Below are 13,885 nucleotides of genomic sequence, written 5' to 3'. Positions count from 1 at the left end.
CGGCATGCGGGATTCTGTAGCGATGCTCCATCCTGTGGGAGCAAGCCACCTCCCACAGGGGAACAGCGGTGGGTTCAGAAGAGGCGGGCGAGCAGGGCGGTGACGGCCGTTTCGACGCGCAGGATGCGGGCGCCCAATTGCACCGGCTGCAAGCCGGCCTTGGCCAGCAGGTCCACCTCATAGGGGATCCAGCCACCTTCCGGGCCTATGGCCAGGGTAACCGGTTCATTCAGCCCACGGGGGCAGGCTGGGTAGTCGCCGGGATGGCCAATCAGGCCAAGGGTGCCTGCGGTCATGGCCGGCAGGCGGTCTTCGACGAAGGGCTTGAAGCGCTTTTCGATAACGATTTCTGGCAGCACCGTGTCCCGCGCCTGTTCCAGGCCGAGGATCAGTTGTTCGCGAATGGCCTCGGGTTCCAGGAAGGGGGTCTGCCAGAAGCTTTTTTCCACCCGGTAGCTATTGACCAGCACCACTTTCGGCACGCCCATGGCCGCCACGGTTTGCAGCACCCGACGCAGCATCTTCGGACGTGGCAGGGCCAGCAGCAGGGTCAGGGGCAGTTTGGCCGGCGGTGGTTGGTCGAAGCTCACTTGCAGTTCGGCTTCGCGGGCTTCCAGGCGCAGCAATTGCGCGTTGCCCATCAACCCGCCAAGGCGCCCGACCCGCAGGCTGTCGCCTACGGCGGCGCGGTGGACTTCCTGCATATGCACCAGGCGCCGATCACGCAGGATCACCCGGTCGGCCGCGATAAAGTCGGCATCGAACAGCAGCAGCAGGTTCACGGCTGGGTCGCTGGCGGCTGGTCGTCGTCTGCGGGTTGGTCATCCGGGTGATCGCCACGCTTGCTGATCAGGCCGCTGAACAGGATGCCGATCTCGAACAGCATCCACATCGGCACGGCCAGCAGGGTCTGGGAGAAGATGTCCGGCGGCGTGAGGATCATGCCGACCACGAAGCAGCCGATGATCACGTACGGGCGGATCTTCTTCAGGTACTGCACGTTGACCACGCCGATCCACACCAGCAACACCACGGCCACGGGGATTTCGAAGGCGACGCCAAAGGCGAAGAACAGCGTCATCACGAAGTCGAGGTAGCTGGTGATGTCCGTCATCATCTCCACGCCGGCCGGGGTGGCGGCGGCGAAGAACTTGAAGATCAACGGGAACACCAGGAAGTAGGCGAAGGCCATGCCGGTGTAGAACAGCAGGATGCTCGACACCAGCAAGGGCACGGCGATGCGCTTCTCATGCTTGTACAGGCCCGGCGCGATAAAGCCCCAGATCTGGTGCAGGATCACCGGGATCGCCAGGAACAGCGAGACCATCATCGTCAGCTTCAACGGTGTGAGGAAGGGCGATGACACATCGGTGGCAATCATCGTCGCGCCGGCCGGCAGGTACTGGCGCAGCGGCGTGGAGACGAAGGTGTAGATCTGCTGGGTAAAGGCGAACAGCCCGGCAAAGATCACGAAGATCGCGGCCACGCAACGCAGCAGGCGGGTCCGCAGCTCGGTCAGGTGCGAGACCAGCGGCATATGCTGGTCGTTTTCCGGTTTATCAGCGCTCATGGGGCTCGCGGCGGCAATGTAGGGTCATGGGGCGCGGGCGACGCAGCGGGCGTCGGCGCAGGCTCGGTTGGAGCGGTCGGGGTCGGGGCGGCGGGCTGGGTATCCACCGCTGGCGCAGGCGCGATGCTGTGCTCGGCCACAGGCTCCACCGGTTTGGCGGGCTCCTGCACCGGCGACAGGATCTTCCGGGCTTCCTGTTCCAACGACAAAATATGTTCGTTGTGCAGTTGGCGACGGATCTCGTCGGCGCCGATTTCCCGTTCAACTTCCTGTTTGATGGCGTTGAAACTGCGTTTCAGGCGCCCGATCCACAGGCCGGCCGTGCGTGCGGCACCGGGCAGGCGTTCCGGCCCCAGTACCAGCAAGGCAACCAGGCCGACGAGCAGCAGTTCAGAGAAGCTGATACCAAACATTAGTCAGTGCTCACGAGTCTTTGCGGGTCGGCTCTTCGACTTTTTCAGCCTGCACGTCGAAGGTGCGACGCTCGGTGATCGGCTGGGTGGCCTGGGGGTGCACAGGCTGTGCCGGTGGCACCGGATTGGCGGCCGGGTCGGCAGGCTTTTCATCGTCGTTCATGGCTTTACGGAAGCCCTTGATCGACTCGCCCACGTCGGTGCCGAGGTTTTTGAGTTTCTTGGTGCCGAATACCAGTACCACCACCACCAGGATGACGATCCAGTGTTTCCAGTCAAAAATGCCCATGCTGCAAATCCTCTAGTAAAAGTTATTCAAGCGGACGGGCGCGAGGCCTTTTCGGCGTGCCCGGACAAGCCGAAGCGACGGTCCAGTTCATCCAGCACGGCCTGTGGATGCTGCCCCAGTTGGGCGAGCATGACCAGGCTATGGAACCACAAGTCGGCGGTCTCATAGATGACATCGCTGCAATCGCCGCTGATTTGTGCGTCCTTGGCGGCGATGATGGTCTCGATGGACTCTTCGCCGAGTTTTTCCAGGATCTTGTTCAGGCCCTTGTGGTACAGGCTGGCGACGTAGGAGCTGTCGGCGTCCGCACCTTTGCGGTCCTCCAGCACCTGGGCCACACGGTTGAGGGTATCGCTCATGGTCAGTGTCCTGCCGAGTAGATGGCGTGCGGGTCTTTGAGCACCGGCTCCACGACCTTCCATTCGCCGTTCTCGAACACGCGATAGAAGCAGCTGTGGCGGCCGGTGTGGCAGGCGATGTCGCCGATCTGCTCGACCTTGAGGATCACCACGTCGGCGTCGCAGTCGATGCGCATCTCGTGCAGGGTCTGCACGTGCCCGGACTCTTCGCCCTTGCGCCACAGTTTGCCACGGGAACGTGACCAGTAAATGGCGCGCTGCTCAGTGGCGGTGAGGCTCAGGGCCTCGCGGTTCATCCAGGCCATCATCAGCACGCGCCCGGTCTTGTAGTCCTGGGCAATGGCCGGCACCAGGCCGTCACTGTCCCACTTGATCTCGTCCAGCCAGTCTTTCATTTTCGGCTCCGGCAATTTGCGACAGTGTATAACCGGATTGGCTATCGACGCACGATCAGATAAACACCCACGGCGACCATGATGCCGGCCGGCCAGTGGCCCAGTTGGTTCAGCGGCCCGCCAATGGCCAGCATCACGCCACCGACCAGGTGCGCGGCCCCCAGCAGGCGCAGGAACCAGTCGTCCTTGCGCTTCTGCCAGGGCGGTGCGGGGTCTTTGGCATGGGGCTGGGACATGCGCTCCAGCAGGTCGCGGGTCATGTTGGCCAGGTGCGGCAGCTGTTCGAACTGGCTGTGCAGGTTGCCCAGCAGGGTTTTCGGGCTGACCCGCTCGCGCATCCAGCGTTCCAGGAACGGCTGGGCGGTGTTCCACAGGTCGAGGTCCGGGTACAGCTGACGGCCCAGGCCTTCGATGTTGAGCAGGGTTTTTTGCAGCAGCACCAGTTGCGGCTGCACTTCCATATTGAAGCGCCGCGCGGTCTGGAACAGGCGCATCAGCACCTGACCGAAGGAGATATCTTTCAGGGGCTTTTCAAAGATCGGCTCGCACACGGTGCGGATCGCCGCTTCGAATTCATTGAGCTTGGTTTCCGCCGGCACCCAGCCCGAATCGATGTGCAACTGCGCCACGCGGCGGTAGTCGCGCTTGAAGAAGGCGAACAGGTTGCGCGCCAGGTAGTCCTGGTCTTCCGGGGTCAGGCTGCCGACGATGCCGCAGTCGATCGCAATGTACTGCGGGCTCCACGGGTTGACGGTGCTGACGAAGATATTGCCGGGGTGCATGTCGGCGTGGAAGAAACTGTCGCGGAACACCTGGGTGAAGAAGATCTCCACGCCGCGCTCGGCAAGCATCTTCATGTCGGTGCGCTGGTCGGCCAGGGTCGCGAGGTCGGTGACCTGCACGCCGTAGATGCGCTCCATCACCAGCACTTTCGGGCGGCACCAGTCCCAATACACCTGCGGCACGTACAGCAGCGGCGAGCCTTCGAAGTTGCGCTTGAGCTGGCTGGCGTTGGCTGCTTCGCGCAGCAGGTCGAGTTCGTCGTAGATGGTTTTTTCGTAGTCGGCGACCACGTCCACCGGGTGCAGCAGGCGCGCATCGGCAGAGAAACGTTCGGCGGCGCGGGCCAGGATAAACAGCCACGCCAGGTCCTGGCCGATGATCGGCTTGAGGCCCGGGCGAATCACCTTCACCACCACTTCTTCGCCGCTCTTCAACTGCGCGGCGTGCACTTGCGCCACCGAGGCCGAGGCCAGCGGTTCGACGTCGAAGCGGCTGAACACCTCGCTGATCTTCTTGCCCAGTTGCTCTTCGATCAGCTTCATCGACTGCTGGGAATCGAACGGCGGTACGCGATCCTGCAGCAGCATCAGTTCGTCGGCGATGTCTTCGGGCAGCAGGTCGCGGCGCGTGGAGAGGATCTGCCCGAACTTGATAAAGATCGGCCCCAGGTCCTGCAGCGCCAGGCGCAGGCGCGCGCCCCGGCTCAGCTCCAGTTGCTTGCGCGGGAACCAGCGCCACGGCAGCACATAGCGCACCGCCAGCAGGAACCATGGCAAGGGCAGGGCGAACAGCAGGTCATCGAGGCGGTAGCGGATTACGACGCGCTGGATACGGAACAAACGGCGGACGGCGAGCAGCTTCATGCGTTATCGCTTGGATCAAGGGAACGGCTCAAGCGCTCGAAGCGGGCCTCGAGGCGTTCCAAGTCGATTTTGGCCTTGTCGAGTTCACGAAAGCGCGCTTGCGCTTCTCGTTCGCCGACCAGGGTGCGCGATTCTTCGCTCAAGTATTCGGCAAGGTTCTGGTTGAGGCTGGCGAACCCCTGTTGGTACCAGCGCGTGCGACTGCGCAGGTGCCCACTGATCAGCTGGGTGGCGACGGGGCCGATCCAGCGTGACAGCTCGTATTCCCAGTCCAGTTCCAGGTCCTGCAGCACGGCGGCCAGGTCCATCAGGACCGCACTGTCGCCTTCCAGGTGCACTTCGGGGCCGTGAAGGATGGCGGTCTTGTTGCGGCTCAGCGCCAGGTGCAACAGGCTGGAGGCCGGTGCACGCAGGGTGCAGTCGGCTTCGGCAGCCCATTGAGTGGCGAGCAGCAGGCCTTCATCGCTGGGCAGGATAAACAGCTGCAGGGCGGGGCTGCTGCAGTCCACGGCGATGACCTTGCCGTTCAAGTGCGCGAGCCGTGCCAGGGCGGTGCTGTCCAGGCGCAGCACACGGTTGAGGCCGTGTTCGACGCTGGCGAGAAGGCCTTTGAGCAGCATCAGGGCTTGATGCCACGGTGCAGGGCGACAATGCCCGAGGTCATGTTGTGGTAGGTCACGCGGTCGAAACCGGCCTCTACCATCATCGACTTCAGGGTTTCCTGGTCGGGGTGCATGCGGATCGATTCGGCCAGGTAGCGGTAGCTTTCGGCGTCATTGGTGATCAGCTTGCCCATCAACGGCATGAAGGCGAAGGAGTAGGTGTCGTAGACCTTGGACATCAGCGCGTTGGTCGGTTTGGAGAACTCCAGTACCAACAGGCGGCCACCCGGCTTGAGGACGCGCAGCATCGAGCGGATCGCGTCTTCCTTGTGGGTCACGTTGCGCAGGCCGAAGGCGATGGTCACGCAGTCGAAATGGTTGTCGGGGAACGGCAGCTTTTCAGCGTCGGCCTGGACGAATTCGATATTGCCGGCCACGCCTTTGTCGAGCAGGCGATCACGGCCGACCTTGAGCATCGAGCCGTTGATGTCCGCCAGCACCACCTGGCCGGTAGGGCCGACGAGCTTGGAAAACTTGGCCGCCAGGTCACCCGTACCGCCGGCGATGTCCAGCACGCGGTTGCCGGTGCGTACACCCGACAGCTCGATGGTGAAGCGTTTCCACAGGCGGTGCATGCCGCCGGAGAGCACGTCGTTCATCAGGTCGTACTTGGCTGCCACGGAGTGGAACACCTCAGCGACTTTTTCCGCTTTCTGGCTTTCCGGGACGTTCTTGAAGCCGAAGTGAGTGGTGGGTTCGGCATCGCTGCCTTTGCGCTGATCAGTCATATCGCTGTCACCAAAAGAGAATGCGGGACATGATAATCCCCAAGGCCTGCTTTGTCTTGGCAAGGCTGCAGGTAAGATAGGCACGCACCGAGACCTTTTGCCGCATTCAAGGTATTCAAATCCCTATAAAGAGGAGTCATCGTAATGGCCCGTATAACCGTTGAGCGTGCACATTCCCTGGGTAAAGAAGGGGCACGCGCAAAGGCCGAGAAGTTGGCGCATAAACTCCAGGAGCAATATGGCCTGGAACCCTCGTGGTCCGGCGACACCTTGAACCTCAAGCGTTCGGGGGTTAAAGGCACCGTGTTGGTGGCGGATGATTCGCTGCGCATTGATGTGGAACTGGGCCTGTTGATGTCCGCCATGAGTGGCACCATCAAGTCCGAAATCGAGAAAGCCCTGGATAAAGCCTTGGCCTGATCCGCGAGTACTTAGGGTGCCGATTCTAATTTTCCAGCCTACTTTGTGCCCAGGTCCTCAACTCCTGCGGGCCGTTCCTCCCCCCTTTTCTGCGTGAGGTGCACCATGGCCAAAGTTATCCTGAAGAAAAAAATCGATGCTCAGACCGGCGCGTTGAGTGACGTTAAAACCTACGCCCGCAAGATCTGGTTGGCGGGTCTTGGTGCCTATGCGAAGGTCGGCAGCGAGGGCGGCGACTACTTCAAAGAGCTGGTTAAGGCTGGTCAACATGTTGAAAGTAAAGGCAAAAAAGTTGCAGTGGAACAACTTGATGCGGCCAACAGTCAGATTGATCAAGTAAAGAGTAATGTCTCCGCGGTCAAAGGTCTGGTAGAAGTTCAGCTGGATAAAGTTGAAAAAGCTTTTGATACTCGCGTTGCCAGTGCCTTGAATCGAATTGGCATTGCGTCTAAACATGACGTGGAGACACTCTCTGCTAAGCTCGAAGAGCTGACGGCATTGCTCGAACGTGTCGCGCGTAAACACTAAGGAGACATCGGGATGGCTGTTAAAAAGACTACTCAGAAAGAAGGCAGCTCGTGGGTCGGGAAAGTTGAAGAGTATTCCCGCAAGATCTGGCTGGCTGGTTTAGGCGTTTACTCGAAGATCGACAGTGACGGCAGTAAACTCTTCGAGACCTTGGTTAAAGACGGCGAGAAAGCCGAGAAGTTGACCAAGAGCGCAGTGGGTAAACAAGTAGGTGCTGCCAAAGCCACTGCCGGTTCGCGCATCAGTGATGCGAAGAAACAGGTATTGGGTACTTGGGGCGAACTCGAAGGGGCTCTGGACAAGCGCCTCAACAGTGCTATTTCGCGCCTGGGCGTGCCGAGTAAAGCTGAGCTGAAGACCCTGCACAGCAAGGTCGATACCCTGACAAAGCAAATCGAAAAACTGACCGGTGCCAAAGTGGCTCCAGTGAAAGCGGCTGCCGCTAAACCGGCTGCCAAGCCTGCTGCAAAAACGGCCGCTGCCAAACCGGCGGCTAAAACGGCTGCCAAACCTCTGGTGAAAGCTGCCGCCAAGCCAGCTGCAAAACCTGCGGCCAAGGCTGCTGCAAAAGCAGTCGCTAAACCGGCTGCCAAAACCGCAGCGGCCAAACCGGCTGCCAAGGCCACCGCTAAACCCGTGGCTGCGAAAGCAACTGCCAAACCTGCGACCAAGCCAGCAGCCAAAGCCGCTGCCAAACCGGCCGCTAAGCCAGCCGCCAAAACCGCAGCCGCCAAACCCGCGGCCAAGCCTGCCGCTGCTAAACCTGCAGCCAAGCCTGCTGCCGCGAAACCGGTGGCCAAGCCAGCCGCCAAACCTGCTGCGGCGAAGAAGCCAGCTGCAGCGAAAAAAACGGCAGCGCCTAAGCCTGCTGTTGCCGCCAAGCCGGCAACCACGGCACCGGCTGCTTCGGCGGCCAACTCGGTGTCGGCACCCACGCCTGCCGCCACCCCGACTGCAACGCCGGTCACCCCGACGCCAACCAGTCAGTCCTGATTTTTCCGGGACACAAAAAATGCCCCACCTGCGAAGGTGGGGCATTTTTTTGTGCGTTGTCAGTGCCTCAGTTGTAGGTGATCGAGACAGTCACCGCGCTGGCCAGGGTTCCTTGGGTGATCGCTACGCCGGTTTTGTGATAGGCCGCCGTGAGTGGTATCACGGCTTTCTTGCCTTTTGTTGCAATCGTACGGCTGCGCTGCTCGACCGTGCCGTTCGCAGGGATGGCGTACGCCTTGGCCGCGCGGTGTGATAACGCCAGGGCCGTCCCTTTCGATGTTCCGGTATTGGAGAACAACAAGGGGTTCGCCTCTGCGGGTGTGCCCCCGAACTGGAAAACCACCTTGCGTATATCCGAGTCGCATTCGGCAGAAATCTCAAAATCAAGCGAGCCTGCCGTGGAGGTCGCATCGAAGTCCGAAATCTTGATGGCCGGCAGGGCGAGGCTGCGGTTCAGGTCTCCGGCGGCAAGGTCGCAGGTACCGGCGTTGACTTGGCCGGTAAAGTTTAAAGTGCCGGTGGTATCGGCGTGCACAGCAGGCAGGGAGGCCAGGCTCGTAGTCATTGTCAGCAGCAGGGCGCGCGTTCGGATCTTCATCAAAGAGTGCTCAGGGTTTCAGTTGTAGGTAATGGTGACGGTGGCGGTACTGGCGAGTGTGCCCTGGCTGACCGTGCCGTTCAGGTGGTACGCCGCGCCAAGCGGCAAGACTGCACGGTTGCCGGAAACCGGTACCGTGCGGCTATTCTCGGTGCCATTGGCGAGAATGTTCTGGACGCCTCCATCGAGGCGCGAGTAAAGCCATAGGGCCACTCCGCCAGCGGTGCCGGTATTGGCGAATAGCCGGTCATTGCCTGGTGCGGGGGTGCCAGAAAAACTGAAGGTGACGTTGGAGGCGTTGGTGCACTGCGCCGACAGCTCAAATTCGCGGGCGCCGACGGTGGTGGAGTGTTCGAATGCGCCGACTTGCACCGGATCGAGGGAGATCGTGCGGTTGGCGTCGCCGGCTGACAGGTCGCAGGTGGCGGCGGGCCTGACAAAGCGCACTGCGTTGCCGAGCCTCAGGGTAAAACTCTCCGGGCGGTTATCCAGTCTCTGCACCCAAATGTCTCCAGCAGGCACTGTCCCGTCTGTTACAGGCCCGGCCTTATAGAACCTCAACTCCGCGGCCATGAAGCTGGTGAGGGGGCCACTGAATGTGCGTTGTTGGCTGTGCATGCCAAAGAAAGGGTAAAACGCGCCGGAATGTCGGATGCGCATGTGTACGCCCACACCCGGAACTTCGGTCTCGTAGTACTTTGCGTGAGACCTTGCGCTGTAGCGTCCGGTAATCGTTAATAAAGTATGGCCGCAATTCATGGTGAAAGAAGGGGCCGTACCCGTGAATTCCCGAACGACAATTTCAGACTCCACCGGGAGGCTGTCCGGTACGACGATTGTGGACGGAAGGGTGAGTGTGAATGTGTTGTTCTGATACCTGTCACATGCGGCGTGTGCCGCAATCGGCGAGAGCACGACCAGCACGGTTGACAGGAGTTGTAAGGCGCGTTTCATCTTCAGTCCCGCAAAAGAAATAGGGCGTTTGCAGGCAAGCGGTGCAATGGCAGTGCTCGCCTGCGCCGGATCAACTGCTTGCATTGCTCTCGCTCGAGGGTGGCATGCGCTGTGCTGTATCGGGCCGGCAGGTGCCCGCGTCCAGATTGAGTAAGCGCTGGGTGCCGGCAGTGTTCGACTGTGCAGCCAAGTCGTAATGCAACTGGCATGCGGCGCCGGCATGGGGACCCCACTTGATCGTCAATGGCCCCTGTGTACGGGGCACGCGCACAAAAGCCTGACCGCCCTGCCCGACCACCCCGACGCTCGCGCCGTCCTCATCGAACACATCCGCACCGAACGGCAACGAGCTGCCATCCTCGCGCAGTGCCGTGATCAACAAGGCCTGGCCGCTGGTCGTCTCGAACTGCAGTTTCACCACTGCTCCGGCGCGCGGCGCCACATTCCGGGCCGCGGTCTTGAGCTCCACATCGGTGGACAGATCCTTCGGGTCCAGTTCCACGATGTTCTGGCGGTAAGGGGTGAGGTGCGGCACCACGGCAAAGCCGCCTTTGCCGATTTGCGCGCTGTGATTGCCATTGATTCGCGCGCCTTGGGCGTCAGGCGCCTGGACGATGCCGATGGTATCGCCGAGTTCTGGGGCGAGGGTCACACCGTCTGCGTGGGCGACAATGCCTCCGGTCATGCCAAGCGATGTGGAGCGGTATGTGCTGCTCTGGCCATGGCTGGCGGAGAGTACGCCATGGCGGGTGTGGTATTTCATGTCGGCGCTGGTGGCGTTGCTGCTGCCCTGGGTCCGGTTGGCACTGACGCTGTAACTGAACTGATTGTGCTCACCCAGGCTGCCGCCCAGGCTGGCGCGCTCGCCGCTGCCTTGATCGCCGCCATAGGCGGTGGTGGTCAATGTCGGCGAATGGGCGTGGCTGCCCAGTGGCAGGCTCAAGGTGAGCTCCAGTTGCTTGTCCCCGTGCTCACTGCGCAGATCACGGCTGCGCTGTGCGCTCAGCAGATAGTGGAGGCCTCGCCACGTGCCGCTGTACCCGGCGGTAAAGGTCAGGTTGCCATGGGTGCGGTTCCAATAGTGCTGCGAAGAACCGGTCAGGTACACCGAACCGTTGCCCAGGCTTTGGTTGAGGCTGATGTCCATTCTGTTGCGCAGCCGCGACAGGTTATCGGGGTTCAGTCCGTCGATGGCCAGGTCGCGAATGCGTGCCGCATCAGCCACATTCAGGAAACCTTCGGTGGAGTAGCGGTACGCCCCGAGGGCAAAGTGGGTGCCGGTGTCCGTGAAGTTCTTGCTGTAGCGCAGTTGTACGCTTTGCCCCTGGCGTGAACCATGCCCCGGCAGATGCGCGCTCGAATGCGTCAGGTCGCACGACAATGCACCTACTGAGGTGTTGAACGCCGTACCCAGCAACTGCGATTGGTAGTCGTCGCCGAGCGTCGCGCCGGTGTACCCCGTGAGGAGATTGCTCAGGCCATGCTGATACGTGGCCTGCACCAGCGCGGGCGGATGGTGCAGGCCCACTTCATCCAGCTGGCCGACGCTCAATGCATAGCGGCTGTGGCCGGGACGCAGGAGGTTGGCGTTGGCGGCGAACGGTACGATGAACTCACGCTGGCGGCCGTCGGCCTCGGTGATGGTGACGCTCAGGTCGCCCCCATACCCGGTGGGAAACAAGTCGTTGAGGACAAACGGGCCGGGCGCTACAGACACTTCGTCCAATAACACGCCGCGTTGGCGCACGCTGACCCGCGCGTTGGTCTCGGCAACGCCACGCACTACCGGTGCAAATCCGCTCAATGAGTCGGGCAGCATCCGATCGTCGCTGGACAGGCTGGCACCCCGCAGGCGCACGCTATCGAACAGTTCGCCCGGCGTGTAGATTTCGCCCGCCATCAGTTGGGACTGCAACGTGTCCACTTCGTGCTGCACATAGGTGGCGCTGCTTTGATAGCTCGAGGCAACCTCTGAATGGCTGTAGCTGCCGCTATGCCGCCAGTGCCAATCGCCAAGATTGAGCCCAGTATTCAGGCCCAGGTAGCTGGAGCCGAGTGTGCGCGTATCGGTCTGGGTGGTGAACGTATTGGCGTTGTACCGCACAAAGGCGGCATCGATCCCGCTGTCCCAGTGCTGCGGGTCGACATAGCCCCGCGCCTTGCGCACCAGGAAAACCTGCGGCACTTGCAAATCCAGACGGTTTTCACCTGAATCAAATTGGCTGCTGGCTCCCGGCAGGTAGGTGCCGATATCCGCACAGCGCGCAAACGGCGTACGGGACGCCTGATTGGCTTCGGTGGTTTGCAGGTCAATGCCAAACCTGAGCAGCACATCGCGCTCCAGGCACAACTGCGCGACCTGCTGACCTTCCACGGCAATGAACGTCAGGGTTTCACGCCCGACCCATTGGCCGTTGAGGTGGATGTCGGTGCGATAGTTGCCCGGGAGCACGACGTTGCCTTGGCTGAACCGTGCAATATCGATCTGCAGCCCGCCCCGGCCGCCGGTAAAGAAAGCCGGGTTGAACTCAGCCTGTTCTGCACTATTGGCGGCCATGGCATGGGCTCCGCTTACCAACAGCACGCCACGCAGCGTCTGCTTTAAACGGGGCCGGCTTACGAGCCTGGCAAGCGTGTAAAAACTCATTTTTCGCGTTTCCATAAACGGGCTCCCCGAATGTCGGCAAAGGGCATCCCTACCCACTGAATGGGGTATCAATCGACGGTGCTTTCAATAAGGCGAAGTGGGATTGCTACAGAAGAACGGCCGTCATGGAGAGACCTCGCTGCTGTGGTGGGTCTTGACCCCGAAATCGTCGAGCGTCTGGAATTCGACGATTGCAGCGCTGCCCATCGGGGTTTGCAGGCGAGGCCACTCAAAGCGGGCGTGCCCACCGGGCGTCACCATATTCTCCGTACCCGACGCCGCCGGTTCGCGGACATGGTGCTGCCCTGCCACTTGCACTTCGATGCGCTCGAACGTCACGTGGTAAGGCGTCGGATTGAAGACTTCCAGCGCCTGGCCATGTTCGCCCGGGACAGAGCGCCACTGCAGCTTCCCGGGTGCTTCCTCGACCTGGTAAGGCAGGTTCGATGGGCGCAAAAACACCTTGATGCGCGAGCGGAAGGCGAACTGCACCTGATCGCCCTGCTGGCCGCCCTGGGAGCGTGAGGGCACCTCCAGCACGTTGAACCAGAACAGGCTTTCCTGTGTCGTGGGCAAGGTTTCGCCGGTGTAGGCCATACGTACCACCTGTTGCTTGCCTGGCTCCATGCGGAAGATCGGTGGCGTGAGGACGAAGGGCGCTGTCGCCAGATCCGGTGTTGATTGCTCATCGCCGCTGTCCAGCCACGCCTGGATCAGCACCGGTGCCTGGTTCTTGCTGTGCAGCCTGATCGTCACTTCCTTGTCGTCCTGCGGGTAGACAATTCGGGTGCTGTTGATGACCACACTCGCCTGCACGGGCAGGGTGCTCAACAGCGCAAGCACCAACGCCATGCACCGGGTCGGCAGGTGTGAGCGGGTAGCGGCCTTCATGTCATCGATCATCCTGCGGTTGAAGGGTAAGGCGGGCCGAGTGACGGACTCGGGCACCAAAGTCGCTGACGGTGGTGAATTCGACCGTGGCTGCATCGACGGGGTGATGGCGCAGCAGGGGCAGCACAAACAGTTTCACGTCACCGTCCGGCATCAGCAGACTGTCGTTGGCGTCTTTGTTGGCGGCTTTACTGAAACGTTTACCGTCGTTCAGCAACTCGATCGAGGCGATGGAAATATGGTACGGCGTGGGGTTGATGGCTTGCAGGGCGAAACCCTGCTCATGGGCCACCAGCTTCCACTGCAGTTTTTCCGGGGCGCTGTCGACGGGGTAGGGCAATGCCGGCGGGCGCACAAACACACGCAAACGGGTGCGGAACGACAATTCGATCTGGTTGTTGTGTGCAGCGTCAGCGGCAAGCGGTGGTACTTCCAGCACGTTCAACCAAAACAGGCTTTCACGGTCGGCCGGCAAGGCGCCTGCGCCATAGCGCAGGCGCAAAGCCTGTTGCTGGCGCGGCTCAATGCGGAAGATCGGTGGCGAGAGAATGAACGGTGTGTGGGCCGTTGCCGGTGTCGAATGCCGGTCGCCCGTGTCCAGCCAGGTTTGCACCAGCGCCGGAAGCGGCCCCTTGTTCTCCAGGCGCACCACGACTTCCTGCTGCTGCATGGGGTAGATCACGCGGGTGCCATGGATGATCACGCCTGCGCGGGCAGGAAGCGGCAACAGCCAGAGCCACGAGCAGGCCGCGGTGGCAACCAGCATCAGGCAGGCGATTCTTTTCATCGTGT

At 61.4% G+C, this 13,885-nt stretch carries 17 protein-coding genes; 3 read left to right on the top strand and 14 right to left on the bottom strand.

Going from position 1 to position 13,885, the window contains the following annotated elements; all coding sequences use genetic code 11:
- Positions 1–74 precede the first annotated feature (74 nt).
- The 9 genes from AC07OP_RS14035 to ubiE are packed head-to-tail and all read right to left on the bottom strand — an operon-like array spanning position 75 to position 6,062.
- Positions 75–782: a 16S rRNA (uracil(1498)-N(3))-methyltransferase gene (locus AC07OP_RS14035; RefSeq protein WP_253492977.1), complete on the bottom strand. Its 708-nt coding sequence runs from the start codon at positions 780–782 to the stop codon at positions 75–77.
- Complete coding sequence (tatC, locus tag AC07OP_RS14030; protein WP_027605034.1) at positions 779–1,570, bottom strand: twin-arginine translocase subunit TatC; 792 nt, start codon at positions 1,568–1,570, stop codon at positions 779–781. Before tatC ends, AC07OP_RS14035 begins: the two co-directional genes overlap by 4 nt.
- On the bottom strand, positions 1,567–1,983 hold the full coding sequence (gene tatB / locus AC07OP_RS14025; RefSeq protein WP_098480521.1) for a Sec-independent protein translocase protein TatB: 417 nt from the start codon (positions 1,981–1,983) through the stop codon (positions 1,567–1,569). Before tatB ends, tatC begins: the two co-directional genes overlap by 4 nt.
- A gap of 10 nt (positions 1,984–1,993) precedes the next feature.
- Positions 1,994–2,272, bottom strand: a complete 279-nt coding sequence (locus AC07OP_RS14020) for a twin-arginine translocase TatA/TatE family subunit (RefSeq protein WP_003171180.1) — start codon at positions 2,270–2,272, stop codon at positions 1,994–1,996.
- Between the two features lie 26 nt (positions 2,273–2,298).
- Positions 2,299–2,631 carry a phosphoribosyl-ATP diphosphatase gene (locus AC07OP_RS14015; RefSeq protein ID WP_027605032.1) on the bottom strand — a complete coding sequence of 111 codons (333 nt, stop codon included), beginning with the start codon at positions 2,629–2,631 and terminating at the stop codon, positions 2,299–2,301.
- Positions 2,632–2,633: 2 nt separating this feature from the next.
- Positions 2,634–3,026: a phosphoribosyl-AMP cyclohydrolase gene (gene hisI / locus AC07OP_RS14010; protein ID WP_012721796.1), complete on the bottom strand. Its 393-nt coding sequence runs from the start codon at positions 3,024–3,026 to the stop codon at positions 2,634–2,636.
- 41 nt (positions 3,027–3,067) lie between these two features.
- Complete coding sequence (gene ubiB, locus AC07OP_RS14005; protein WP_027605031.1) at positions 3,068–4,672, bottom strand: ubiquinone biosynthesis regulatory protein kinase UbiB; 1,605 nt, start codon at positions 4,670–4,672, stop codon at positions 3,068–3,070.
- The gene (locus AC07OP_RS14000) at positions 4,669–5,292 is read right to left on the bottom strand and encodes a ubiquinone biosynthesis accessory factor UbiJ (protein WP_495101383.1); all 624 of its coding nucleotides are present in this window, start codon (positions 5,290–5,292) and stop codon (positions 4,669–4,671) included. Before AC07OP_RS14000 ends, ubiB begins: the two co-directional genes overlap by 4 nt.
- A complete protein-coding gene (gene ubiE, locus AC07OP_RS13995) occupies positions 5,292–6,062 on the bottom strand; it encodes a bifunctional demethylmenaquinone methyltransferase/2-methoxy-6-polyprenyl-1,4-benzoquinol methylase UbiE (protein WP_003171186.1) in 771 nt (256 codons plus the stop codon). Before ubiE ends, AC07OP_RS14000 begins: the two co-directional genes overlap by 1 nt.
- Before the next feature lie 144 nt (positions 6,063–6,206).
- Between ubiE and AC07OP_RS13990 the strand changes: the two genes are divergently transcribed.
- The 3 genes from AC07OP_RS13990 (at position 6,207) to AC07OP_RS13980 (ending at position 8,003) form a co-directional block, all read left to right on the top strand.
- The gene (locus AC07OP_RS13990; protein WP_027605029.1) at positions 6,207–6,482 is read left to right on the top strand and encodes a polyhydroxyalkanoic acid system family protein; all 276 of its coding nucleotides are present in this window, start codon (positions 6,207–6,209) and stop codon (positions 6,480–6,482) included.
- A gap of 105 nt (positions 6,483–6,587) precedes the next feature.
- A complete protein-coding gene (locus AC07OP_RS13985; RefSeq protein ID WP_065940773.1) occupies positions 6,588–7,010 on the top strand; it encodes a phasin family protein in 423 nt (140 codons plus the stop codon).
- 12 nt (positions 7,011–7,022) lie between these two features.
- Positions 7,023–8,003: a phasin family protein gene (locus tag AC07OP_RS13980; protein ID WP_495101382.1), complete on the top strand. Its 981-nt coding sequence runs from the start codon at positions 7,023–7,025 to the stop codon at positions 8,001–8,003.
- Positions 8,004–8,070: 67 nt separating this feature from the next.
- Here the strand turns inward: AC07OP_RS13980 and AC07OP_RS13975 are convergent, their stop codons facing one another.
- From AC07OP_RS13975 to AC07OP_RS13955, 5 genes are all read right to left on the bottom strand, one after another.
- The gene (locus tag AC07OP_RS13975) at positions 8,071–8,601 is read right to left on the bottom strand and encodes a fimbrial protein (protein WP_115486479.1); all 531 of its coding nucleotides are present in this window, start codon (positions 8,599–8,601) and stop codon (positions 8,071–8,073) included.
- 18 nt (positions 8,602–8,619) lie between these two features.
- On the bottom strand, positions 8,620–9,639 hold the full coding sequence (locus AC07OP_RS13970; protein ID WP_319804777.1) for a fimbrial protein: 1,020 nt from the start codon (positions 9,637–9,639) through the stop codon (positions 8,620–8,622).
- Positions 9,626–12,202: a fimbria/pilus outer membrane usher protein gene (locus AC07OP_RS13965; protein ID WP_495101381.1), complete on the bottom strand. Its 2,577-nt coding sequence runs from the start codon at positions 12,200–12,202 to the stop codon at positions 9,626–9,628. Before AC07OP_RS13965 ends, AC07OP_RS13970 begins: the two co-directional genes overlap by 14 nt.
- Before the next feature lie 123 nt (positions 12,203–12,325).
- Entirely contained in the window at positions 12,326–13,093 is a 768-nt protein-coding gene (locus AC07OP_RS13960; protein ID WP_495101380.1) for a fimbrial biogenesis chaperone, read from the bottom strand.
- A 1-nt stretch (position 13,094) separates the two neighbouring features.
- Positions 13,095–13,880: a fimbrial biogenesis chaperone gene (locus AC07OP_RS13955; RefSeq protein ID WP_495101379.1), complete on the bottom strand. Its 786-nt coding sequence runs from the start codon at positions 13,878–13,880 to the stop codon at positions 13,095–13,097.
- Between the last annotated feature and the right edge of the window lie 5 nt (positions 13,881–13,885).

This window comes from Pseudomonas sp. GW821-FHT09D08 (assembly GCF_059416305.1).
Note: the sequence above shows the minus strand (reverse complement) of the source record. Positions and strands in the feature narration are given on the sequence as shown.

Bases quoted from the DNA above. Each gene is read 5' to 3' on its own strand.
- tatC (WP_027605034.1), bottom strand. From the start codon at position 1,570: ATGAGCGCTGATAAACCGGAAAACGACCAGCATATGCCGCTGGTCTCG.
- tatB (WP_098480521.1), bottom strand. From the start codon at position 1,983: ATGTTTGGTATCAGCTTCTCTGAACTGCTGCTCGTCGGCCTGGTTGCC.
- AC07OP_RS14020 (WP_003171180.1), bottom strand. From the start codon at position 2,272: ATGGGCATTTTTGACTGGAAACACTGGATCGTCATCCTGGTGGTGGTG.
- AC07OP_RS14015 (WP_027605032.1), bottom strand. From the start codon at position 2,631: ATGAGCGATACCCTCAACCGTGTGGCCCAGGTGCTGGAGGACCGCAAA.
- hisI (WP_012721796.1), bottom strand. From the start codon at position 3,026: ATGAAAGACTGGCTGGACGAGATCAAGTGGGACAGTGACGGCCTGGTG.
- ubiB (WP_027605031.1), bottom strand. From the start codon at position 4,672: ATGAAGCTGCTCGCCGTCCGCCGTTTGTTCCGTATCCAGCGCGTCGTA.
- AC07OP_RS14000 (WP_495101383.1), bottom strand. From the start codon at position 5,292: ATGCTGCTCAAAGGCCTTCTCGCCAGCGTCGAACACGGCCTCAACCGT.
- ubiE (WP_003171186.1), bottom strand. From the start codon at position 6,062: ATGACTGATCAGCGCAAAGGCAGCGATGCCGAACCCACCACTCACTTC.
- AC07OP_RS13990 (WP_027605029.1), top strand. From the start codon at position 6,207: ATGGCCCGTATAACCGTTGAGCGTGCACATTCCCTGGGTAAAGAAGGG.
- AC07OP_RS13985 (WP_065940773.1), top strand. From the start codon at position 6,588: ATGGCCAAAGTTATCCTGAAGAAAAAAATCGATGCTCAGACCGGCGCG.
- AC07OP_RS13980 (WP_495101382.1), top strand. From the start codon at position 7,023: ATGGCTGTTAAAAAGACTACTCAGAAAGAAGGCAGCTCGTGGGTCGGG.
- AC07OP_RS13975 (WP_115486479.1), bottom strand. From the start codon at position 8,601: ATGAAGATCCGAACGCGCGCCCTGCTGCTGACAATGACTACGAGCCTG.
- AC07OP_RS13970 (WP_319804777.1), bottom strand. From the start codon at position 9,639: ATGCAAGCAGTTGATCCGGCGCAGGCGAGCACTGCCATTGCACCGCTT.
- AC07OP_RS13965 (WP_495101381.1), bottom strand. From the start codon at position 12,202: ATGAGTTTTTACACGCTTGCCAGGCTCGTAAGCCGGCCCCGTTTAAAG.
- AC07OP_RS13960 (WP_495101380.1), bottom strand. From the start codon at position 13,093: ATGAAGGCCGCTACCCGCTCACACCTGCCGACCCGGTGCATGGCGTTG.
- AC07OP_RS13955 (WP_495101379.1), bottom strand. From the start codon at position 13,880: ATGAAAAGAATCGCCTGCCTGATGCTGGTTGCCACCGCGGCCTGCTCG.